The following is a 23,871-nucleotide window of genomic DNA, read 5'->3' as shown; positions in this document are numbered from 1 at the left end:
ATTGATTTTTTTACACAAACCCAAATTGCTTAGTCTGCTGTAAAACTGTTGGTTGCAATTCACACCGAAAATAGCTTCATTACCTAGATTTTAAATTAATTAGTTAGGGGCTCTCACAACTCCGTCAAAAGCCAGCTTTAATTGCTGGCTTTTTTATATTTAAAATAGCAATAAAGAGCATCAAATTACCATTTTTAAGCAAAATCCGTGTATTTGTATAATAAAGTTGCGATTAAAATGGTGTAACAAAAATAGATTAATAATAGAAATTAGGTTTCATTATGACGTCAAAAGTAACTGGTATTAGCGAGTTTCCCGATGCGTTTGCACAGCAACGAAAAGTAACAGGAATGGGTCAAATGGATGACCAAAACGATCCTGTAAATATGATCTTAGGCTTAAAAGATGTACGAAAAACAGCGCATAATTGTGCTGTTTTTCAATCGGGTGCTAAACCTGGACGTATTGTAATTCCATCAGAAGTGGCAATACGTGAAACACGCCAAATTCCGTTTGAAGTAGACCCTCCTCAGCACGGTGGCTTTCGTGAATTATTAAACCCTTGGTTTAAACGCCCATTAGATGAATGTTACCAAGCGCGTTTACAAACCATTATTGATGAAACTATTGAAAACGCCTTTAAAGCAGAGTCGTTTGATGTGGTGTCACAATTTGCTTTACCACTTCAATCTAAAGCGTTAACGCTGTTACTTAATACCTCAATGGATAAAGCACAAACATGGATAGATTGGGGTACTCATGTATTTAGAAGTGAAGACAGTGACCTTGATGGCGATAAAGCCAATATTCTATACAACTACATTGATGAGCAAATAGAAAACGCCATTGCAATCCCGGGTGATGATTTATATTCAGTGCTTTTAAATTCACAGGCGAACGGTAAAAAGCTGAGTAAAGAAGAAGTAAAAGGTGTGATGATCCTCACCTTTGCAGGGGGGCGCGACACCGTTATAAACGCGATCACAAACTCTATTGCCTACTTTAGCGAAAACATCAGCGATTTAAAGCGTATTGATGATGAGCCTGAAATATTAAACAGGGCCGTAGAAGAATTAATTCGCTATTTTGCGCCGCTTACGCAAATGGGCCGTGTCGCTACGCAAGACACAAGCGTATGTGAGCACGCTATAAAAGCCGACACACGAGTTTCGTTATGTTGGGCGTCGGCTAATCGCGATGAAAAGGTATTCAAAAACCCTAACAATGTCGACTTCGATCGAAAAGTTAACCCGCATATTAGTTTTGGTTTTAGCCATCACAATTGTTTGGGCGCAACGCATGCCCGCCAAATTTTACGTCAACTAGTGTTATCGCTTGCTAATAAAGTTGCTCAAATAGAGACAATAAAAGCAGATGAAAATATTGAAAAACTCGGTGAGTTTTCAAGAAAGGTTGGCTTTAACTGTCTGCACGTTAGCTTTAAATCAAAATAAAAACACCGTAGAAAATAGTTAAATAAATACAGTAACAAGTAAAAGTAGAGGATTAATACGATGGCGAAAGTAATATTTATAACCAAAACAAACGATGCAGTTGAAGTAGAAGGCGACAGTGGCTCGCTAATGGAACTGGCATCAGCAAATGGTGTTGCTGGTATTGATGGTGATTGTGGCGGTGTATGTTCGTGTGCAACGTGTCATATTTACTTAACACCGGATGACTTTAAAAAAGTAGGTACACCCGATGAGATAGAAAGCGACATGCTAGAGCTGGACGATAACGTAACGCAATACAGCCGTTTATGTTGCCAAATTGAGGTGTCTGAAAATATTGATGGCATGACCTTCAGAGTAGCCAATTAAAAGCGGGTACAGCATTATGCAAAACACACAATTAGAGCCAAACTCACTGCAGCAAAGCGTTGTTATTATTGGTGCAAGCCATGGCGGCGTTAACTTTGCATTTAACTTACGCCAGCAAGGTTGGCTGGGTAAAATTACATTACTCGATAGCGATCCTGAACTGCCATATCACAGGCCACCGCTGTCTAAAAAAACGCTGCAATCGTTAGAGGTAAAATCAATACCTTTAAAGGTGCAAAAATCCTACACAGATAGCCATATAGATTTATGTTTAGGTGAGCGTGTTACTGCAATTAATAAAGATAACAAAATAGTTACTCTTGAAAATAATAAGCATCTAGCATTTGATAAATTAGTAATCGCAACCGGTTGCTCAGCTTTTATTCCTCCAATTACAGGCCTTAGTGAAACTGTAGATGAATATGGCACCTCTCAATATTTCGCAATGCGAACACATAGTGATGCCGTAGCAATAAAAAAAGCGCTAAGTGCAAGCACTAACAAAGAAGTGGTGATTATTGGTGGAGGTTATATCGGCCTTGAATCGGCGTCATCCTTTATTGCACTTGGCGCTAAAGTAACGGTTATCGAAAAACAAGAAAAAATACTATCGCGAGTCACATCATCTGCTATGTCTGACTTTTTAACTGATTTACACAACGCGAAGGGGGTAGACCTGCAAACAGCAAAAGATATTGTACAAATTAAGCACACAAACAATAAACATTATGTGCAATGTAGTGATGGCAGTGAGTATCCCGCCGATTTTATTTTAATTGGCGTAGGTGTAAGGCTAAATACACAACTTGCAACAGATGCTGAGCTGGTGGTTGATCAAGGCATAAAAGTAAATGACGTATGCCAAACATCACACCCTGATATCTACTCAATTGGTGATTGCACTATTCATTTTAATAAAATTTATAATCGTTGGATCAGACTTGAGTCGGTACAAAACGCAGTTGACCAAGCTAAAGTTGCTGCGCAGTTTTTAGCTAAAAATAATACGTCAGCTCCTGCACTCCCTTGGTTTTGGTCAGATCAATACGAATATAAATTACAAATAGTAGGTTTATCACAAGGCTATAACGAGATTATTAAGCGCCAAGAAGCTCCCGGTCAATTTTCACTTTGGTACTTTAATAACGACACACTGCTTTGTGTGGAAGCTGTTAATTATGCAAAGGCCTATGTACTTGGCACACAGGCTATTAAGCAAGGTTTAAAGGTAAACAAACAGGTATTGAACAATTTGACTATAGCACTTGCAAAGCCTCAGTTATTTCAGGCGTAACTGCTGTCGATACTGATGCGGAGTCACTTTAAAGTGATGTTTAAACTGCTTAATAAAATACGACGGGCTAGAAAAGCTTAAATCGTAAGATATATCAGTCACCGAAACATCACTTTGCCCGAGTAACCGTGCGGCATTATATAACTTGTGCTGAATTAGGTAGTCGGAATAAGGCACTCTAAAGTGCTTCTTAAATACCCTTGAAAAATACGAAGGTGATAAATGGCAAAGGGCTGCGGCTTGCTCAAGTGACAGGTTAAGGCCGTTATTTGTTTTAAGCTCATTAATTACCGGAGCAAGCTTTTTAAAACTTGCTGAGCTACTTAATGACGTTTGCTGCTTAGATAAACTGCTTTTACCATATTCGCACACCATAGTGATTAAGCTATCAAACAGTTGAGCACAGGTTTTACTTTTAGGATTTTCGTTAAATTCGCTAAGCATCCAAGCGAGCAACTTATGAATCCTTTTTTGTATTTCAATGCTAAAGCTTAAATGCAAACCAGTTTTTAGTAATTCTATAAATTCTTGTAAGGCCTGATTATTAAGGCGTTCAGGCATAAATTGCACAATATACCAAGATTTAGGGCGCGGATTTAAAGCAAAGTCGTGGGTTTCCATAGCGGGTGTAAAAACGGCCTCAAAATCAGAAAGAATCGATTCACCTTGATGATAAAAATAAGTGCCGTCAATTTGTTCAAAAAATATAAATTCATGCACCTGATGAAAGTGCATAAAACATGAATAGCTATCGTGCTGAAGATAACTTACATGATGAATTTCGAAATCGTAACCGTCTTTTATACAAAACGGTTCACAGTAAATTGTCGGTTGCTTCATAACATAATACTTATATTTAGAGACTTAGGAGTCTACATGTACAAGGCAAAAGCTGCAATTGCAGATGGAAAAGGCGGTTTTTTCTTCGATACCGTTAATGTCGGAAAACCAAGTGCTGGCGAAGTAAAAATTAAAATAAAAGCCTCAGGTATTTGTCATACAGATTGGGATTCAATTAAAACGTGGAATAAAAAATTTATCATTGGTCATGAAGGCGCAGGAACCGTTGTTGAGTTGGGCGAAGGTATAACGGAATTTACTATCGGCGATAAAGTAATACTAAATTGGGCAATTCCGTGTGGTGAGTGTTTCCAGTGCCAAGAGGGTAATTTACATATTTGTGAAGTAAATAGCCCCGTAACTGGCAATGGTTTATGCGGACACGCAGGTAAACAAGCGTGTGAGCATAATGGCAATAGCTTAGAGCGCTCATTTCATTTAGGTACGATGAGCGAATACACCGTCGTTAAGGCTGCTGCAGTTATAAAAATACACAGTGACATTCCTTTTCCAAGTGCAAGTATTGTTGGTTGCGGCGTAATGACCGGTTATGGATCAGTGGTTAATGCAGCTAAAGTAAAAGCAGGTTCTTCAGTGGCCGTATTAGGCTGTGGAGGCGTAGGACTAAATGCAATACAAGGGGCTGCAATTTCAGGCGCCGCTAAAATAATAGCAATTGATTTGTCACCGGAGCGATTAACACAAGCTAAAGCATTTGGTGCTACACATACCGTACTTGCTAAAAAGTATGACCCTGATTTAGTTCACATGATAAACGAAGTTAAAGCGCTAACAAATAGTCGCGGAGCCGATTATGCCTTTGAGTGTACAGCAGTGCCGGCACTTGGTTCAGCGCCATTAGCATTAATACGCAGCGCGGGCGTTGCGGTGCAAGTGAGTGGCATTGAGCAAAAAATAGATTTTGATTGCGAACTATTTGAATGGGATAAAATTTATATAAATCCGCTCTACGGGCAATGTAATCCTAAGCGCGACTTTGCTCAAATACTAGACCTTTATGACGCAAAAAAGCTCAAGCTCGATGAGCTAGTCACAAAAACTTACTCGTTAGATGAGTTACAAACAGGCTTTGACGACATGCTAGCAGGGCGTATCGCTAAAGGTGTCGTCGTGTTTGATGATTAAAGGAGTATAAAATGGCAATTCATCATTTAGAAATATCAAATAGCAGCTACACCGCTGATAACTTTGTAACGCTAACCGCGTATAGCAGCCACTTAAAAGGGCGAGGTGATATAAGCATTTACCAAGAAGCAACCAGTAATAAAAATGTACCTATGATTGTATTACTGCATGGTGTGTATGGTAGCCACTGGGTGTGGAGCCAGCTAGGGGGTGTACATAAAGTGTATCAGCAGCTTCGTAGCAGTGGCCTTAACGAGTTTGTATTAGTGATGCCATCAGATGGCGCGCACGCCGAGGGCAGCGGGTATTTGCCACTTAAAAATGCAGATTATGAAGCATGGATAGTTGATGATGTGATTAGCGCTGTTATTCAAACTCAACCAATGTGCTCGAGCTCATCAAATATTTATATTACGGGCCTTTCAATGGGAGGGTATGGAGCATTATGTTTAGGTGCAAAGCATCCAACTATTTTTAGCGGTATATCAGCGCATTCATCAATTACTGAGCTTGACGACTTTAATCACTTTGTTGATGAACACACTCTAAAGCCACTAAAAAAAACCACTGATAAGTACAAAGGCGACGTGTTTAAAACATTGAGCGCGAATAAAAAGACATTACCGCCACTGCGATTTGATTGCGGAAAAGACGATGTACTTTTTAGTGCTAATACTGCGCTTGCAAAAAAGCTAGTTGATGAAAATGTTCCTCATACGTTCGATATTTTTGCAGGCACCCATTGCTGGGAGTATTGGCACGAACATGTAGCTAAAACTATGATCTTTTTTGCTCAATTAGAAAGCAAAACTCACACACAATTAAAATAAGGAGATAACCCATGAAAGTCATTAGCTCACTTTTAATTGCATTTGCATGTACTGCATCATGCAATTTAGTCGCACAGCCAGAAGTATCCGTAAATTTAAACGTAAAGCGAAGTATTGACGGCCTATCAACCTTTGATAGAAGTAAATATATTGTTATGCACTCGATGCTAACAACAACCGATTGGAAGGGGGAAGAAGATAAGCTCGACTACTTACTTAACGACCTTGATGTGTACTTTGGTCGTGATAACGGTTCTATGCCGTATTACGCGACTCAAGTTGAGCAAAACCCAAATAATCTAGGGTACGCAAGCCCTGAGAGTATCGCTGCTTATGGCAAAACTGCTCGCGAAGATTATTATGGTAAAACGTTGTCGAAGCTTCATAAATACGACAATAGAGCCCATGTAATGATAGGCGGGCAAATTAATCAGTTTTGGATTGGTAATCATAAAGGCAAAGGCGAATGGAGCTTTGCTAATACCGATGCCGTGGGTCAATACATGGGACATTTTGTAAATGAATTTTATCGAAATGACAACCAAGGACCGAACAAAGGCCCAGCACGCCCACAATACCTTGAAATACTTAATGAGCCACTTTACGAACTTGTTGATGTACATCACGGTAAGCCTATCGATACATTTATTTTTCATAACGAAGTAGCCCAAGGCATACGAAAAGTTAATACAAGTATTAAGATTGGTGGGTACACCACTGCTTTTCCATGGTTTGACGATAACAATTTTAATCGTTGGGATGAGCGAATGAAGCTATTTTTAGATACCAGCGGTGAATACATGGATTATTTTTCGATTCACCTTTACGACTTTGGCTACTTAAACCGCGATAAAGGCGTTGCTAACTTTAAAGGAGCCCGTATAGAAGCCACTATGGATATGATGGAGCAATACGAAAAGCTTAAACTAGGTAAGGTAAAACCTTTCATGATTTCGGAATACGGCGGGCGTGACCATAAAACAGAAGCAACGCCATGGACTGCAATAAATGACTGGCAAACTATGAAATCGTTTAGCCCTATGATGATGCAATTTATGGCTAAACCTAATCTCATACTTAAAGCCATTCCATTTAGTTTAGCAAAAGCAGAGTGGAGTGGTAATGAGGGACGCGATTATGCTTGGCGCTTACTACGCCACAATGACGAAAAAACAGGTGAAACAGGCGATGAATATGTATTCACCGACATTATTAAATTTTATCAATTGTGGTCAGATGTAAATGGCACACGTGTTAATACTGAATCAAACGAAGCCGACTTACTAGTAGATAGTTATGTAAACAATAACAAAGCATATGTAATTATCAGTAATTTAGAAACAAGTGCTAATAGCGCCTTGCTAAATTTAATAGAGCTACCAAGCAATCCGATTAATAACATTAAAATTAAGCACTTGCACTTTGCTAATGGTGAGCCAACACTAACAACAACATCACAAAATATTGGTGTAAAAAATGAGTTACCAAAAAGCATTAACATAGGCGCAGAAGCCACAGTAATTATTGAATATACGTTCAGCGACAATATAAAAATTATTGCTGAGTCTGACGAGCATAAATACTATGCAACAACCTACAAACAGGCAATTAAAGCCAATACAGCGCTTAAATTTAACATTAACGATGTAAAAATAAGTGAATATGGTAAAGGTATATTGCGTTTAAGTTTTGGTAGAGAGCATGATTTAGCTCAACAACCTATCGTTAAAGTAAATGACACTTTAGTTACTGTACCAACCGATTATGCCGGTGATGAGCAAGTATTTCGCCCACAAGTATTTAGTATGCTAGAAATCGAAGTACCAAACGAGCTGTTAAAAACCAATAATACAATATTAGTTACATATCCTGATGATGGCGGATTTGTTAGCAGCGTGACGCTCCAAGCGTTTGAGTACAGTGATGATATTTAATTTAAAAAACTAACTATTTGTTATGATATAAAAAGCAAGGTCACTAATTATTAGTGGCCTTAGTTGTTATTCGTCCGCTTTTTAAATTCATAGACAATCTTTAATTATCACAGAAGTCTTATTAAATTTTAAAAATAGATGGCATAATTCGTATGCATTAGTGATTGATCTTTATGTGTATTATATTTACTTGTGCTATTGGCCGAAAAGAAAACAGATGCCTTAATGGTTGGCGGAAGCTTATTTTATGTTTATCCCGCACTACTTGTTTATGGGGTACCAATATCAATTTTATTAAAAAAATTTAATGTTTTTAATTTACCTATGGTTCTTTTAGCGAGCGTAACTCCATTTATTATAATTATTCCAATGGGATGGAATGAGCCTATAATACCCTTATTTGTAATTTGCTTTGGCTCTATTGTTGTGGCTATAGGTTGTTGGTATACACGTTTACTCTTATTTAAAAATAAAAAAATAACCAATAACCTGTTGCAGTTTATAAGAGAGTTACCGACTATCAATCATAAGTATATCTAGTTTATGTTGAGCCCTGGTTTGATTTTTTATGTCGATAGGTTCAATCATTTCGCATTCGTCTCTGATCATTTCAGGAATGAGGCTTGGGTAGTGGCGACAGTCCTCTGGGCGGTCGAGGTAAATACTGCAGGTATACATATTTTTAGCGAGAGGATCTTTTTTAGGCGCAATTTCTAAAAATGGGCACACTTGAAGTCTTAAGCCTGTTTTTGGGTCAAACCAAATTTCGTTGTTTTTAACGTATTCATAAATTTCGGGGTTAAAGAGCTCCCATAAATCTATTTCCTCTTTCGTTGCGCTTAAATCGCCGCCGCCATATTTAATACAGCATTTACCACACTGGTTGCATTCTTTCATAATTTGCTAATTTGGTTGGCTGTTAACGAGTTTAAGTTAGTTATTAGTGTAGCACCAAATTTATTATTAACGCTCTACTGAATTTACCCATCCTTTAATTTTTGGGTGTGTAAACAATAGTTAGATACAATAACTTAAGTTAAAACCCTTTGTTACATTTTATATAGTACAGGCTTTATTTAATGGTTTACTCTAAAGGTAGCGAAAAATATTACAAACCCCGCTTGAGCAACTGTGTGATTGTTAAATGTTGCTGAGCGCAGATACCTAAGCAGGGCGTTATTATGAAGGAGGCTGTCACTAAGTTAAAAACAGAGTTTAATGCAAAGCTATTGTATTGGAACAATCTTAAAAGTAGCAAAGCTAAAGCGGCAATCATCCTATTATTTTTAGTTGTCATTGCACTTAAAGTCTTTACGACCATTTTTACGTTGGATTGGGTTGCAAGTTTATTCAGCGTGTAAGTTTACCAAGAGTAATTGCGATAAAGTTTAATCTCAGAGTGTTTAACGCCTACGCGATGTTCATTAATAATGTATTATTACGCTATACACCAAATTAAATAAATCAGTTGTTTAAATACGTTTTATAATGACTGTAATGATACATTTTAGCTAAATTGAGTGAGTAAATGAGTTTAGCTGCATTAAAGGATAACCAGTGATGATGAATACAAAAGTATATAAAGCGGTACATGATCTAGCAGAAGATTTAATGGCGGCGGCTAACAAAAATAACCGTGAAAAGTTTGAGTCGTTATTTGCTCAATTAAAAGCTATTTGTTTTGAAAACGAAAACACCCCAAAAGATCACCCTGTACAATGGGAAACTTTAGCTGATTTTACCGAAGAGTTAGAAGAGGCAATTACTACTTACGAAAAAGCATTAGAAAAGTCGATTGCGATTAATAACAAAGATCACATGTCGTCGGTTTCTTTTTCAATGGCTACATTACAGCTTGAGCTTGGCCAAAAAGATGAAGCTATTAAAAACCTTCAAAATGCTAAAGTCAGCGCCAATAAAATTGAAGACAAAGAGCTTAAAGCTGAAATACACGACCTACTAGAGTCGCTTATTGAAGAAGAAGGTTAAATACATAAAAGTATAACTTATCCATATTAAATGTGATTTTTGTGGATTTAGCTTGAGCTTAATAAAGCGCTGATGGTTTATACCCTCAGCGTTTTTTTATGTTCGCTATAAATACTAAACCAAAATAAAAGGCTTACTATTGAGCTAGCTTATTCATAAAGTCGATAATGTACTTTGCAATTTCTACTGGTTTTTCTTCAACGCTAAAGTGCCCTGAATCGAGTAAATAGAGTTCAGCGTTCGGTACATCTTTTAAGTATGCTTTAGCGCCTTCGGCTATGAATGCTGGGTCGTTTTTACCCCATACAATTAACGTTGGTGGTTGGTACTTGCGTAAATAAGCTTGCCACTTTGGATAGTCGAGAAGGTTGTTGTAGTAATCTTGTAGCAATTGTACTTGAATTACTCTATCGGCTTTGGTTTGTAAAAAGTGAAGATCGTGCGTCCAGCTATCTGGGCTCATCACTTCTGGGTTACTTTGTACGTCTCGTAAATACTGCTTATTAATAATGGCTTGTTCAGACGTGAACGAATAAATTTTATCTTGCTGAGCTTTCGAACTATCTTCATTCGCGGCTTTAAAAAATGCTTGCCTCAGTAGGGTTAGCCCCTCTAAATACGCATTACCATTTTGTACAATAAGTGCATCAAGTTTATTAGGATTATTTAACAACATTCTAAAGCCTACAGGTGCTCCAAAGTCTTGTATATATAGGCTGTAGCGCTTTACTTTAAGCGTTGTGAGTAACCCTTCAACGTATTGAGCTAGTAATTCAAAAGTATATTTTTGAGTTTCTGGGTTTGGGCGTTCGCTGTATCCTGAGCCTAAATAATCGGGTGCAATTACATGATAACGACCTGATAAAAGCGGGATCAATTCTCGGTAGCTGTGTGAAGAGGACGGATATCCATGTAAAAGTACAATGGTTTGCTTATGTTGCGTGCCAGCTTCTCGGTAAAATATTTTTTTACCGTTTACGTTTGCATATTTGTATGTCGTTTTTGACGGCCATACAGCATCAACGGCATGCACTTTTGCGCTAACCAAGTATAAGATAACTAATGAAAAGACGAGAAGTGAAAGTAAGTGAGCTAGTTTTATTATGATTAGTTTTTGTAAATTATAGGGCATAAGTAAACTCGTTAATGTGTTTGATAATACTGCTTTATTAACTAATTAGACCTGCCTTTTTGATAATTACATTCATTGAAGCCTACAAATCCCTTAAATACTTAAGGGTAAAATATAATAGCTGTTAACTCTACAACCTCTAAAATAACTATTCTGATCTGTAGTTAAAAATATATTTCAAAAAATATACTTTCTGAATACTGACAAATTAAATACATTTTATAACAGATAGTTATGGTTTTTTTTGTCGCAAGTATTACAAGCTGATATTGTTTTAACTGTAAATGGTGTGTTCAGGCTGTTCATTTAAGCTTTAAATAAACGTGCCGGATATTGATACTAAAGTGTGGAATTTAAATAAAGAGTTAATTTTATGTTGTAAATAGTTAATTGTTAACATTATATTGGTTGTGTACTCAATGCCTTTACACAAAGGATTAATTTTCACACCAAGATAGGTAACAAAAATGAAAAAAAGCTTATTATATTGTGCGGTTTCGTCCGCGCTACTACTTTCAAGCGTTTTTAATGCACACGCTGGCACAGTTATTAAACAAATGTCGTCGCAAATGTGTTTTAGAACCGCAGGCAATGCAGTAAATGGTACTCAAGTAATATTAAATAATAATTGTAGTGGCGACGCAGCTAGGTTTAGTTGGACATCTGGTGGGAGTATAAAACACGATAAGTCAGGTTTATGCATTCATCCTGGCGGGTTAGTAAATCCGGCGGATGGACAGCAACTTGTATTGTGGTCGGGTTGCGATTTTGATAATCGAGTTAAATTTACTAAAACATCCGCAAACGCCATTAAGCATGTATCGGGAGGTAAATGTGTTCAACCAACTAACATATCAAATGGTAGTAACTTAGTTGTTAGATCGCAGTGTGGTGCAAATCAAAATAAGTTTGTTGTTGAGCAACAAGCAAGCAGCGGTGCAAGCGTTAGTAACGATAAAGTTAAGGTACAATTTAATATTGATACAAAACATGCCGTAGGACAGTTTGATAGCTTCGACCGTCGTAAATTTATTACGTTACATTCATCAAATACCGAAAGTGACTGGTTTGGAAATAATGCTCAAAGCTTAAATGCGCCTAATGCAGATCCTGATTTAATGACGCATTTTTTAGAAGATTACGATGTGTACTTTGGTCGTGATACGGGTAACATGAAATATCAACTAACACAATTACCAGAAGATTCAGCAAAACCAGGTTATGCAAGCGCGGCAACCGCAACAACAAATGGTGGCGGAGTTAAATGGAATTACACCAATATTACAACAGCTCAAGCTAAAACAATGCGAAAGCATGAAGGGCGTAACAGTGATTTAATTGTCGCCGCACAGCAACACCCTTATTACCCTGATGGTACTAAAATTGGTAATCAAAATTGGTCTTTCTCGCAAACAGATACAGCAGGTGAACCACTAGGTACAGCCCTGGGCGACTACATGGCGCAGTTTTTACAAAAGTACTTTAAAGCAGGCACATCTGACAGCCTTGGTCAAAAGCGCCCAACGTATGTTGAGGTAATGAACGAGCCACTATTTGAACTGCACGACTTTCCGCATAACGGCTATGATAAAGAGAGCCTCTATGACATTTTTAGATTGCATAACTCAGTTGCTGATGTAATTAATGCTAACCCTTCACTGAATGATGTAAAAGTAGGGGGGTTTACGGTGGCGTTTCCTGATTATGAAAAAGGGTCACAATTTTTCGATAACTGGAAGCAACGCGACAAGGCATTTTTAGATATTGCAGGAAATAAAATGGACTTTATTTCGATGCACTTATATGACTTTCCAAATTTCCCAGGTGGTCCTGGTGGTCAGCATCAAATACAGTACAGAAAAGGCAGCAATATGGAAGCGACCCTTGATATGGTTGAGCAATATATGGCTTATAAGTGGGGTAGTATTAAACCGTTAGTTATTTCCGAATATGGCTCTCAATTACAAGGCTCATTTGGTACTAAATGGACTCCGCAACGTGACTGGTTATGTCTAAAGGCAATGAGCTCTATGCTTATGAGCTTTATGGAAAGGCCAAACCGTATTGATAAAGCCATTCCGTTTATTCCATTAAAAGCAGAATGGGGCCGTATTAGCGACACTATTCCCTACTACTGGCGTTTACTGCGTCAAGCTAAAGAAGGTGAAGGCGAAACCGGCGAGCAATGGGTTTACACAGAAATGGTTAAGTTTTACCAGTTATGGTCTGACATAAAAGGGACGCGAATTGATAGCTGGGCAAGCGATATGGATATTCAAGCTGACGCGTATGTTGATGGCAAAGATGTTTATTTGATATTAAACAGCCTTGAATTTTCACCGACTGATATCGATTTAAGTGTTTTAGGTAAGGGTTCTAACGCCGTAACGAGTGTAAATATTAAGCACTTATATCCTAATGCTCAAGGAAAACCAATATTGGATAACAGCAACAGAACAACACTCCCAAGCTCTGTTGTATTGGGCTCTGAATCAACCATGATAATTAAAGTGAGTCACCAAAATAATGTTGCTATTAACAATATCAATCAAGAGTCTAAGCATTACGCAAGTGCAGTAGTTAAAAATATTGCAGCCAACGCGACCCAGTTCTTTACTATTAACAATGTAGATAAAGGGGCTAATGGCGAGGCTACATTGCGCTTAGGTGTTGGCCGCCCTCATGGAAAGTCGTTAACGCCAGTTGTGACTGTTAATGGTAATAGAGTCGCTATTCCTACTGATTTTAGAGGATATGATCAAAAAAATGGTGGCCTTGGACGTGAGCGTTTCTTTGGTGTTATTGAAATTCCAGTGCCATATAATAACATTAAAAAAACTAACAATATTGAAGTTACATTCCCTGACAGCGGTGGTGCAGTTAGTTCACTAACATTACAAAACTTTAAAATGAGTAAACGTATTACTCGCTAAAAACGTGTAATAAAGGTTTAGTAATAAACAAACTGCGGGTTTATCTATATGATAGCTTCGCAGTTTTTTATTTGTATCGCTACAACTGCCTAACACAATACAAATAAACTAATACTAAATATGCGAGGAATGGCTTTAGGTGTATTTTTGCTGTTAAGCCTGTGAGTTTTATGCTTTATAATGAGTACAAGGTACTCATTATAAAAAATAAACACTATTCTCAGAGCGTTAAACTTAGCATGGTTGTTTTATTAATTTAATTGGGTATGTTTTAGAGGAGTTCCACTGGCCTACATATAAGTTGTCGTCTTGATCTACGCAAATACAATGCACGTGATTAAAAATGTCCCCGTTACTTTGCATCGGCTGTAGTTCACCATTTTTGTACTGGGGTTGCGGTGCTCCTAAATTAGCTATGAGCGTGTTATTTTTACCAAATATACTAATAAAGCCAGAGTCGTCAGCATTTTTATTGTCAATATGCGACCAGCAAACAGGTGCATAAAATAGTTCGCCTTTGAACACGGGACCGCCAATATATGCCCCATTAGCGCTAATTCTATCAAGGTACTTACCATCAAACGAAAATACTTTTAAACATTGCTCAAAACGAGAGCTTACTATTAATGTGGGATTTGATGGATCGCGTAAGTCTACTTCAATACCGTGGGTGTTGTGTAAATTGTAATTTTCGTCATCATTATGGTGACCGCCCCAATGGTTTATATAGCGGCCTTGTTTATCATAATGCAGTAAAAAGTCGCTGCCATAACCATCGGTTACATATAAGTCCCCATTGGGGGCAATGGCAATATCAGTAGGGCGAAAAGGTTGCTCGGGTTTATAAGCACCGCACGTTTGTGGATGGCCAATACTGTAAATCAGTTTGCCATCTAAGGTCATTTTGGAAATAAAGCCAGCCTGTGGAATGACATTGTTAGTAGGGCTATCCCATTGCTCTGTGCTGTGACCATCCCAGTGGCGATTAACAATCCAGCCACTATCTACAACGTATAAAAATTCTTGCTCGCCTTCTTTTACAATTTTTATAGCGTGTCCACCAGGAAAAGAGCTTCCAAAAGCGTCAAGTAATTCACCGTTTTGGCTATACACTAAAATATTATTAGTCGTGTTATCGGTGATCATAAATATTCTCCCTTGTGAGTCCATCACCATCGCATGACAATTTTCTATAGGGTATTTATTGGGGTTTAACTTCCCCCAGTGGGCGTCTATTTTGTATTTAAATTGACCTTGGCCAATTATTTTCCCGTGCGGGTCTTCGTCATTTTTAGGAGTAGCGTGAGGTATAAGGTGTTTTTGCTCTGAGGTTAACATACAGAATTTTCCATATAAAAAAACCAGCTTATGCATTGGGCTATAATGCATAAGCTGGTTTAGGCTAGAAGGTTACTTTAAGTGCGTTCTTTTGCTTTAAAATTTAAAATAGCATCATCGTTAACGCGATTTAAAGGATAATAAACAGCTTCGTTTTCTTTAAATGGTTGGTTGCTAATCGCATTGTAAGCACTGATCATTGACCAACGAGGTTCTGCAGCACGGTTTTGATTTGATTTATGCAGTAAATTACAGTGGAAAAACAGTACATCACCTGGTTCAAGTTCTACATTGATAAGTTCATGGTACTTCATTGCTTCTTCTACAAACTCTAAACAGGCGCCTTTTTGGTCACCCGTTTTACTGTGATCCAATCGTCCCAAATGATGTGAGCCTTTAAGTACTTGCAAGCAACCATTTTCTTGCGTCGCTTTATTAATGGCGACCATACAGCTAATTGATTTTGGATAAAGCATGTAGTTATCACGATGCCAGTAGCCAAAATCTTGGTGCCATTCCCAGGCACCACCTACAAATGGTTCTTTCATCATAATTTTAGTGCTGGTGTGGTACACCTCTTCGCCAATAAGTGTTTCGCATACTTCAATTAAGCGACGACCGCGAGAAAACATACTGTATAAATCGTCGCCTGTTTTTTGCCATAAACAGACTTTACTTACAGCGCCGTCGGCGTCTTTTTTGTCCCATGCTCGCTCATAGAGTGTATCGTCATTAAAAGCAGTTTGTTGTAATAGCTCAATTTCATCAGCGCTGTAGTAATTTTTGACAATAATATAACCATCACGATGAAAATCAGCTATTTGTTGTGGTGTTAAATAAGTGTGTGACATAAATATATTTCCATTTTCTCTTACAGTTGTATATTGTTAACAATGATTGCTCGGTTAAGCATTTAGGTCAAGCGTAATTTATATAAAAATATAGAATTCATATATGAATGAATTTTGTTTTATTAAGTCATTGATTTTAAATTATTATTGAAAATTTCAAGCTAAAAAAAAGTTTTAAATTTATATATAAACAAACGTATTGTTTATCAATTTTAAAAGGCATAAATAAGTACAAATGAACGATAAATCAAAAACTAAATATGCAGTTCCTGCTTTAGATAAGGGGTTGGATATATTAGAATTTTTAGCAAAAAATAAAAGGCCTTGTACACAAAGTGAGATAGCGGCTGGTATTTTAAAAACACCTAACGAAGTCTATAGAGTACTTATTGGGCTTGAAAAACGCGGTTATCTAATTCGCTCTGAAACCTCTGGTCGATATCATTTGTCATTAAAGTTGTATAATTTATCGCGAAGTATTTCACCAATGGATAATGTACTAAAATCGGCCTTGCCACATATGGAAGATCTAGCTGTAAATATTGAACAGTCATGTCATCTAAGTATGCTTTATCAAAGCCAAGCTATGGTGGTAGTGCAAGCGCGTAGCAAAAGCCCTATGCATTTGAGTATTGCAGAGGGGGCTTTATTTCCACTTAGTAGCTCAAGCGCTGGTAAACTGCTTTTAGCCAACAGTAATGACGAAGTGCGGCAAATGCTTATCGAACACGATGAAATTTACAGTGCTAGTAAAGACGCCTATAAAGCATTATTAAATGAGCTAAACACAATCAAAGTGCAAGGGCACATAATGCAAAGCAATCCACTTATCGCCGGAGTACACGATTTTAGTGTCTTAATTGGCAGGCCTAATGCAAATTTAATAGCTGCATTGACCATTTCTTCTTTTGACTCAACCCTAAACACTCACGCTAATAAACACAGTGTAATTAGCGAGCTTAAAAATACCGCCCAAAAAATAACCTCATTATTAGAGCGCTAATACCAACTAGCGCTTTTGTAGGGAGCAACCCGCTCAACAGTCATGCATAAGTCTCAGTACTTTACTGCTTGCTTACAATGTCGAATAAAAAACCAACGCTAACTGTAAAATAAATGGTCAATTTGTTTGACTTAATTAGCTAAACTAATTTATTGTAAAGTTAATTGTTAACAATATTATGATGACAATAATCATCCCGTAAATAATCCGTCAACGATTACACGTAATAAACACAATATTTAGGTGCAAAAATGACTAACACACAATTTAAATTAAATGCGATTTGCGCAGCAATGCTGATAACGTCTCCTGTAAGTTATGCCGCACAGGAAAACGAGACAACTGTACAAAGTGATGTTGAAGTTATCCAAGTAACAGGTATCAGAAGCGCATTAAGTAAATCTGCTTCAATAAAGCAAGACTCATCAGGCGTAGTTGATGCTATATCAGCAGAGGACATTGGTAAGTTACCTGATACTAACTTAGCTGAATCGCTGCAACGTATAAGTGGTGTATCAATCGACCGTGCAAACAATGAAGGCAACCAAGTTAGTGTCCGTGGTTTTGGTCCAGGTTTTAACCTTGTCACCTTAAATGGTCGTCAAATGCCTAACTCCTCTGTATTGCAAGAGGCGGGTGTTTCACGCAGCTTTAACTTTAGAGAAATAGCGGCTGAAAGTGTGTCGGGCGTAGCCGTTTATAAAACGGGCAAAGCGAATGTGGCCTCAGGCGGTATTGGCGCAACGATTAATATAAATACAGCAAAACCATTTGATTTTGACGGTTTTAAAGCATTTGCAAATGCAAAGGCAATTAAAGACACCAGTTCAGAGAAATCAAACGTAACACCAGAAATTTCGGGAATGGTTAGCCAAACATTCGCTGATGATACGTTTGGTGTTTTACTTGCCCTGTCGCATTCAGAGCGAGAAAGTGGCCGAGAGCGCGTAGGTACATCGCAAGGTTGGGTGCGTAACCGAGCAAATGCTGCAGGTGTTGATAGCAGTGCAATTGATACAACAGCTAATCCAACTGGTACTTATTGGGTACCTTGGACGCCAGAAATGGAGCGCTTTGAAACTAAGCGAGAACGCCAAAATGCGCAGTTGGTTTTACAGTACGCTCCTAGTGACAACTTAACGGCTACCCTTGATTACACTTTATCGCGCTTTGAAGAAATTAGTAACACAAATAAAATGGCATTTTGGTTCGATAACCCAACAGGCACCGCCGATGAAAATGGCACTTTAGTCGATATTAAAAATGCAAATGATGAGTTAAATTTTTGGGCGTGGGAACTCTACGAGGAAAAAGAAAACGATTCATTAGGCTTAAATTTAGCGTGGCAAGCAAGCGATTCATTGAAACTTACGTTTGACGCTCATAACTCTACATCGCACTCAAACCCAGATGGTGATACAGCTGAAACAATCGCGAATTTAAAGAATGTCCCAGGTTCGGTTAAATCCATCAGTGCTAACTTCTCTGGTGATATTCCGAGTATTGGGGTTGATGATTCAACATTGGCGGGTGGGGCTTACAACCCAGCTAATATTGTGTCAGATTTATATCAGCGCCGTGGCTATGAAATGAAAAATACCATTAAGCAGTATCATGCAAGTGGACAATGGGAGAATTTGAAGAGTGGGGCACTCAGCGCTATTAATTTTGGTGTAATGTATACCGATTACCAAATTGATACTTATCTTTCTGAGCAATTTTCATTTGTGGATATTCCCCTAGACAACCTAGGGCTAACCTTTGATGAACAAGGTGACTTTGCTGATGAGTTTTCAGGTTCGGATCAGCTATTTCCATTTATTCCACGTTACAGTGCCAACGATTTTGTAGATATTGTCAGAGATGAAGGATTATTTATTGAGCCAAATATTTCTACAAATGGGGTTGAGGAGCAAACGCTCGCGATATATGTATCATTTGATCTTAAAACCGAATTTAACGATATTCCAATTGATATGAATGTCGGTGTGCGCTACGAAGACACCGATGTAACAGGTTATTCAGTCAAGCCTGGGGTTGTTGCTTTTAACTATCGTCATGCTGAAGAGCTTCGCCCTGTATTTGCTGCAACAGCAACACCGCAGGAGCTTGAAGGTGGTTATACACGTATATTACCAAACTTTGATATAAGCGCCGACTTAGATGACGGCTTTAAAACTCGTTTTTCATATAGTCGTACTTTAGCCCGTGCAGGTATTGGTGGTATGTTCCCATCAACTACCATTAACGCCCGTCCTGAAGGACCGTTTAATGCATCGCAAGGTAACCCTAACTTATTGCCAATTACGTCAGATAACTTTGATTTTTCAGTTGAGTGGTATGGAGACGACGGAAGCTATGCATCGGTTGGTTACTTTAAAAAGTTTGTTGAAAACTTCATTGGTGCAGGCGTAGTGCAAGGTACGCTAAATAATGTAAATGGCGAGCCGTTGCGCGATCCAAGTGTTAACCCTCGCCCTGGTTGTCCTGATAGTTCAGATACACCTAACCCAGCATGTTTAAGCCAAGCGTCAGACCCGATTGTTACATTTGATATAGCAACGCCAGATAATCTTCAAAATCGTGAAGTAGATGGTTGGGAATTAAATGCGCAGTACATGGTGCCTGATACAGGCTTTGGCGTCGTTGCTAATTATACGATAGTTAATAGCGATGAATCGTTTAAACCGTATGATTTTGACCAAACAATTGCACTAGCAGGACTAAGCGACTCAGGTAATTTGGTCGGCTTTTACGAAAACGATGATTACCAAGTACGTTTAGCCTATAACTGGCGCGATGATTTCTTACTGTCTTTGGGAACTGAGCCTACATTTACAGAGGCGTACGGTCAGCTAGATTTTAGTTTTAATTACACCATTAACGACACCTTGGGTGTTAGCTTTGATGCACTTAATTTAACTAATGAAACAACACGCCGCCATGGTCGTTTTGCAGAGCAATTAGTATCTGCTGAGCAATATGGTCCGCGCTTTAGCATTGGCTTAAGTGCTAAATGGTAAGTTAGTTTTTGACAAATAATACAAAACGACAGCTCAGCGCTGTCGTTTTGCTTTTTAACTAACGAGGTTGCTATGAACGATGATATTAAATCAATAGTAATAGTTGGCGGTGGAACTGCAGGATGGCTAAGTGCAGGAATAATTGCGGCGTATTTGCAAAAACATCACAGCAAAAAAATAAATATAACGCTGTTAGAGTCCTCAGATATTCCTACAGTTGGCGTTGGCGAAGGAACTTGGCCTACAATGCGCAGAACCCTTAAAGACATGGGTATTCGTGAAACTGAATTTATAAAAAAATGTAATGTATCGTTTAAGCAAGGTGCTAAATTTGCTAAGTGGGTAACCGGAGAAAATGATGATTACTATTATCACCCGCTTGAGCTACCTACGGGTATGTTTGAAAATAATTTAGCCACCAGTTGGCTTAATATTAATAACGCACAACCTCCTTTTGCCCAGTATGTAAGTACGCAGCAATCAATATGCGAAAGTGGATTAGCTCCCAAACAAATCACCACACCCGAATTTAGTGCAATAGCAAATTATGCTTATCACTTGGATGCAGGCTTATTCGCTACATTCTTAAAAAACCACTGCATTGATAATCTTAATGTTAAACACATTGTAGGCACTGTCGTTGGTGTAAACAATTGCACAAATGGCGATATTAAAAGCGTTAGCCTTAATAATAAAATAGAGATAGCTGGGGATCTATTTATTGATTGCAGTGGCTTTAAATCGTTATTACTAGGTGAGAACTTAGGGGTGGGGTTTAAATCTTGTAAAGATGTATTATTTGCTGATAGTGCGCTTGCCATACACATGCCATACAAAGATGACGAATCAATATGCTCGCATACTTTATCTACAGCACAAACATCGGGCTGGATTTGGGATATAGGATTACAAACACGCCGTGGAATAGGGCATGTATACTCTAGTAAACACATTAGTGATGAAGATGCTAAGCAGCAATTATTTGATTACTTAAATATTAATAAAGATCAGCAAAGCAAATACAAAGTTAAAAAGCTTAGTTTCGAACCAGGACATCGTGAAAAATTTTGGCATAAAAACTGTGTCGCAGTAGGCCTCTCAGCTGGTTTTTTGGAGCCACTGGAAGCCTCTGCTTTATTACTGGTAGAAATGTCAGCCAATTTTGTTGCGCAGCAATTTCCGGCCAATAGGCATGTTATGAATATAACCGCGCAGCGTTTTAACCGCACATTTAGCTACCGGTGGGAGCGAATAATCGACTTTTTAAAGTTACATTATGTGTTGAGTAAACGAACCGACAGCCCATTTTGGCAAGCGCACTGTCATCAAAATACTATTCCACAAAGCTTAAAAGATAATTTATCACTTTGGGAATTTCATACACCAAGCGATAACCACTTTGATCATTCACAAGAAGTGTTTCCAGCAGCAAGCTATCAATATGTGATGTATGGCATGGGGTTTACAGGCTCAAGCGAACTGTATGGCAACTCAGAAAGTTATTTTAAAAAGGTCATTGCGCTTGTTAATAACAACCAGCAATACACCCAAAAATTACTTAATAAATTACCTACCAATAAAGCATTATTAGCGCAAATTAATCAATTTGGTATGCAGCAAATATAGTTAAAACATAAGAGCGACACACTATGACAAACTCAGTATTACTCGATAAAAATACACATAAGTACACTCGCATTAAAACTGAACGCGGTACACAATACGGCGAAGCAGTAAACTACATTCCGGTTGTTGCCGATGAGCTTGCTCAACTTGCATTAGACTACCCAGTCTATTTTATGAAGAACAATCAAACTGGCCAGTTTGAACTATATGCTTTAACTGGCTTTGATGAGGGGCAAAACTTATTTTTACAAAATGATATATGGCATGCCACTTACGTACCTTTACACTTACAGCGACAACCATTTAAGTTAGGAATAGGAAATAAACTTACTAACAAGACCGAGCAAACAGATCTCGCTGTTACAATTAACGAACAACACCCAAGAGTAAATAATAGTGAGGGAACACGGTTATTTAACGAAACAGGGGAGCCAACCACATATCTAAATAATGTGAGTGAGCAATTGATAAAGCTTATGCATGGCGGCGAACGTACAACCGCTTTTATCAATACTTTACTAAAACACGATTTAATTGAAGCAGTGCAGCTAAACATCACTAAATCAAATGGCAAAACACAAGGCTACAATGGCTTGTATTCTATTGCCGCAGATACACTACAACAACTACCGACAGAAACACTAAACGTTTTGCACTCAATGGGTTACATACAAGCTTGCCATCTAATCTTATGTTCAAGCGGGCATATTCAAAAATTAGTAAAATGGTTACACGATTTAAAATAAGTTTTATATTAATTAGTGTTACTTACCCCCACTGGTTTTACGTGTGCATTAGTTTATGCTGATACCGATGAAATAATAAATGAACTACAACTGGACACTATTATAAGTTCACTTCTTAGGTTTTGGAGTTCGATTATTCGCCTTGGTTTTGGTATCATTTAACTTATCGGCTTGTATCGCAATGGGAAAGGTCAAGCCAATAAACATTGATGATTAAGAGAATGGACGTGCTCGAACAAATAGAACAATGGATTGATGCAACAAATATTAAATATAAAACCCAAAGAATTAGCTGTGAGAAATTTGCCAGTGAGTTTGCAGGGTTTTATCCTGTCGAATTTTTAAAAAATGCCTTTTACGTTATTGTCGATGAAATACCCAAACCTAACTTTCCTTTTTTGCGTGAAATGGGATTAGACGATTTTATTGACATGGATGCCGCAGGTACTACATACAAAAACACTTATTACATGCTTCCTTACGTAGCTGATAATTTAGCTGTGCATTTTCATGAACTTGTTCACGTAGCCCAATGGAGTGAACTTGGCGCCGAGGCTTTTATGTTGCGTTACATAACCGAAATTCAGCAGGTTGGTTATGATGCTGCGCCACTTGAAGTCATGGCGTATGGTCTTGATAAGCACTTTACAAATAATGGCAAGAAAATAAACGTGCCTGAACACGTGGTTCAAGCGTTGTAGTTAATTAACATTTTCAAAGGATTGCATATGACACGCTTTACTGTTTTTTTACTGAGCTTACTTAGTGTAAATGCCTATGCGGCATCGTTTGATGACGATATTGTGGCTGCGTTACTTGAAAGAACAACACATAACGTTACCTACGATGGGTCTTATCGCTCTATTGCTTATCCGGGTGGCGATGTGCCCGCTAATGTAGGGGTGTGTACCGATGTAGTTATTCGATCATATCGACTTTTAGGTATTGATTTGCAAAAGCTTGTGCATGAGGACATGTTAAAAAGCTTTGAGCTATATCCCTCTAAGCGTATTTGGGGTTTAATCAAACCGGATAAAAATATAGACCACCGCCGTGTGCCAAACTTACAGGCTTACTTTAAAAATCATGGCCAAGTGCTCGCTAAATCAAGTAACGTGAACGACTATAAAACGGGTGACATTGTAACGTGGATGCTGCCAGGTAATTTGCCGCACATTGGTATGGTTGTGAATGAGTTAGCAAAAGACACAGGGAATCCATTAATTGTTCATAATATTGGACAAGGACCTGAAAAAAGCGACATGCTTTTCGATTTTAAAATTACGGGGCATTACCGTTTCGTCCCACAAGAATATAAATAACCAGATTATAAGTATGAGTTCTCTCATTTATTGATATTGCA

General features: G+C 38.1%; 19 protein-coding genes. 14 read left to right on the top strand and 5 right to left on the bottom strand.

Going from position 1 to position 23,871, the window contains the following annotated elements; translation table 11 throughout:
• Positions 1-281: 281 nt before the first annotated feature.
• The 3 genes from GQR45_RS10350 to GQR45_RS10340 are packed head-to-tail and all read left to right on the top strand — an operon-like array spanning position 282 to position 3,117.
• Positions 282-1,454: a cytochrome P450 gene (locus tag GQR45_RS10350; protein WP_165725841.1), complete on the top strand. Its 1,173-nt coding sequence runs from the start codon at positions 282-284 to the stop codon at positions 1,452-1,454.
• 60 nt (positions 1,455-1,514) lie between these two features.
• Positions 1,515-1,823, top strand: a complete 309-nt coding sequence (locus tag GQR45_RS10345; RefSeq protein ID WP_007586189.1) for a 2Fe-2S iron-sulfur cluster-binding protein — start codon at positions 1,515-1,517, stop codon at positions 1,821-1,823.
• 16 nt (positions 1,824-1,839) lie between these two features.
• Positions 1,840-3,117, top strand: coding sequence for an FAD-dependent oxidoreductase (locus GQR45_RS10340; RefSeq protein WP_165725840.1), 1,278 nt, complete (start codon positions 1,840-1,842; stop codon positions 3,115-3,117).
• Here GQR45_RS10340 and GQR45_RS10335 read toward each other — a convergent pair.
• Entirely contained in the window at positions 3,103-3,957 is an 855-nt protein-coding gene (locus GQR45_RS10335; RefSeq protein WP_231611814.1) for an AraC family transcriptional regulator, read from the bottom strand. The genes GQR45_RS10340 and GQR45_RS10335 overlap by 15 nt on opposite strands.
• 36 nt (positions 3,958-3,993) lie before the next feature.
• Here GQR45_RS10335 and GQR45_RS10330 point away from each other — a divergent pair, with 36 nt between their 5' ends.
• From GQR45_RS10330 to GQR45_RS10320, 3 genes are read left to right on the top strand one after another with little or no spacing between them, the layout of a single operon-like run.
• Entirely contained in the window at positions 3,994-5,103 is a 1,110-nt protein-coding gene (locus GQR45_RS10330; protein WP_007586186.1) for a Zn-dependent alcohol dehydrogenase, read from the top strand.
• Positions 5,104-5,114: 11 nt separating this feature from the next.
• Complete coding sequence (locus GQR45_RS10325) at positions 5,115-5,933, top strand: alpha/beta hydrolase-fold protein (RefSeq protein WP_165725839.1); 819 nt, start codon at positions 5,115-5,117, stop codon at positions 5,931-5,933.
• A gap of 11 nt (positions 5,934-5,944) precedes the next feature.
• A complete protein-coding gene (locus tag GQR45_RS10320; RefSeq protein ID WP_165725838.1) occupies positions 5,945-7,867 on the top strand; it encodes a beta-agarase in 1,923 nt (640 codons plus the stop codon).
• A 510-nt stretch (positions 7,868-8,377) separates the two neighbouring features.
• Here the strand turns inward: GQR45_RS10320 and GQR45_RS10315 are convergent.
• On the bottom strand, positions 8,378-8,764 hold the full coding sequence (locus GQR45_RS10315) for a YkgJ family cysteine cluster protein (protein ID WP_007586180.1): 387 nt from the start codon (positions 8,762-8,764) through the stop codon (positions 8,378-8,380).
• A 663-nt stretch (positions 8,765-9,427) separates the two neighbouring features.
• On the opposite strand from GQR45_RS10315, the gene GQR45_RS10310 reads away from it, so the two are divergent.
• Positions 9,428-9,856, top strand: a complete 429-nt coding sequence (locus GQR45_RS10310; RefSeq protein ID WP_165725837.1) for a tetratricopeptide repeat protein — start codon at positions 9,428-9,430, stop codon at positions 9,854-9,856.
• A 136-nt stretch (positions 9,857-9,992) separates the two neighbouring features.
• Here GQR45_RS10310 and GQR45_RS10305 read toward each other — a convergent pair whose 3' ends face one another.
• Positions 9,993-10,988: an alpha/beta hydrolase gene (locus tag GQR45_RS10305; RefSeq protein ID WP_010554489.1), complete on the bottom strand. Its 996-nt coding sequence runs from the start codon at positions 10,986-10,988 to the stop codon at positions 9,993-9,995.
• A 467-nt stretch (positions 10,989-11,455) separates the two neighbouring features.
• On the opposite strand from GQR45_RS10305, the gene GQR45_RS10300 reads away from it, so the two are divergent.
• Positions 11,456-13,921 (top strand): ricin-type beta-trefoil lectin domain protein, encoded by a 2,466-nt coding sequence (locus GQR45_RS10300; protein WP_165725836.1) that lies wholly within the window; start codon positions 11,456-11,458, stop codon positions 13,919-13,921.
• Between the two features lie 234 nt (positions 13,922-14,155).
• Here the strand turns inward: GQR45_RS10300 and GQR45_RS10295 are convergent, their stop codons facing one another.
• Both GQR45_RS10295 and GQR45_RS10290 read right to left on the bottom strand, forming a co-directional pair.
• The gene (locus GQR45_RS10295) at positions 14,156-15,259 is read right to left on the bottom strand and encodes a 6-bladed beta-propeller (protein WP_165725835.1); all 1,104 of its coding nucleotides are present in this window, start codon (positions 15,257-15,259) and stop codon (positions 14,156-14,158) included.
• Positions 15,260-15,336: 77 nt separating this feature from the next.
• The gene (locus tag GQR45_RS10290; protein ID WP_007378079.1) at positions 15,337-16,110 is read right to left on the bottom strand and encodes a phytanoyl-CoA dioxygenase family protein; all 774 of its coding nucleotides are present in this window, start codon (positions 16,108-16,110) and stop codon (positions 15,337-15,339) included.
• Positions 16,111-16,345: 235 nt separating this feature from the next.
• Between GQR45_RS10290 and GQR45_RS10285 the strand changes: the two genes are divergently transcribed.
• The 6 genes from GQR45_RS10285 to GQR45_RS10260 all read left to right on the top strand — a co-directional run bounded on the left by GQR45_RS10285 (position 16,346) and on the right by GQR45_RS10260 (position 23,830).
• Positions 16,346-17,113, top strand: coding sequence for an IclR family transcriptional regulator (locus tag GQR45_RS10285; RefSeq protein WP_007586168.1), 768 nt, complete (start codon positions 16,346-16,348; stop codon positions 17,111-17,113).
• A gap of 251 nt (positions 17,114-17,364) precedes the next feature.
• Positions 17,365-20,136: a TonB-dependent receptor gene (locus tag GQR45_RS10280; protein ID WP_165725834.1), complete on the top strand. Its 2,772-nt coding sequence runs from the start codon at positions 17,365-17,367 to the stop codon at positions 20,134-20,136.
• Positions 20,137-20,208: 72 nt separating this feature from the next.
• Positions 20,209-21,762 carry a tryptophan halogenase family protein gene (locus tag GQR45_RS10275; RefSeq protein ID WP_165725833.1) on the top strand — a complete coding sequence of 518 codons (1,554 nt, stop codon included), beginning with the start codon at positions 20,209-20,211 and terminating at the stop codon, positions 21,760-21,762.
• 23 nt (positions 21,763-21,785) lie between these two features.
• Positions 21,786-22,508: a SapC family protein gene (locus GQR45_RS10270; RefSeq protein ID WP_007586163.1), complete on the top strand. Its 723-nt coding sequence runs from the start codon at positions 21,786-21,788 to the stop codon at positions 22,506-22,508.
• 221 nt (positions 22,509-22,729) lie between these two features.
• Entirely contained in the window at positions 22,730-23,209 is a 480-nt protein-coding gene (locus GQR45_RS10265; RefSeq protein ID WP_165725832.1) for a hypothetical protein, read from the top strand.
• Positions 23,210-23,236: 27 nt separating this feature from the next.
• A complete protein-coding gene (locus GQR45_RS10260) occupies positions 23,237-23,830 on the top strand; it encodes a DUF1287 domain-containing protein (RefSeq protein WP_165725831.1) in 594 nt (197 codons plus the stop codon).
• Positions 23,831-23,871 lie beyond the last annotated feature (41 nt).

It is taken from the genome of Pseudoalteromonas sp. SA25 (assembly GCF_011378705.1).
Taxonomy (GTDB): domain Bacteria; phylum Pseudomonadota; class Gammaproteobacteria; order Enterobacterales; family Alteromonadaceae; genus Pseudoalteromonas; species Pseudoalteromonas arctica.
The sequence above is the reverse complement of the archived record's forward strand: the minus strand, read 5'-3'. Positions and strand labels throughout refer to the sequence as shown.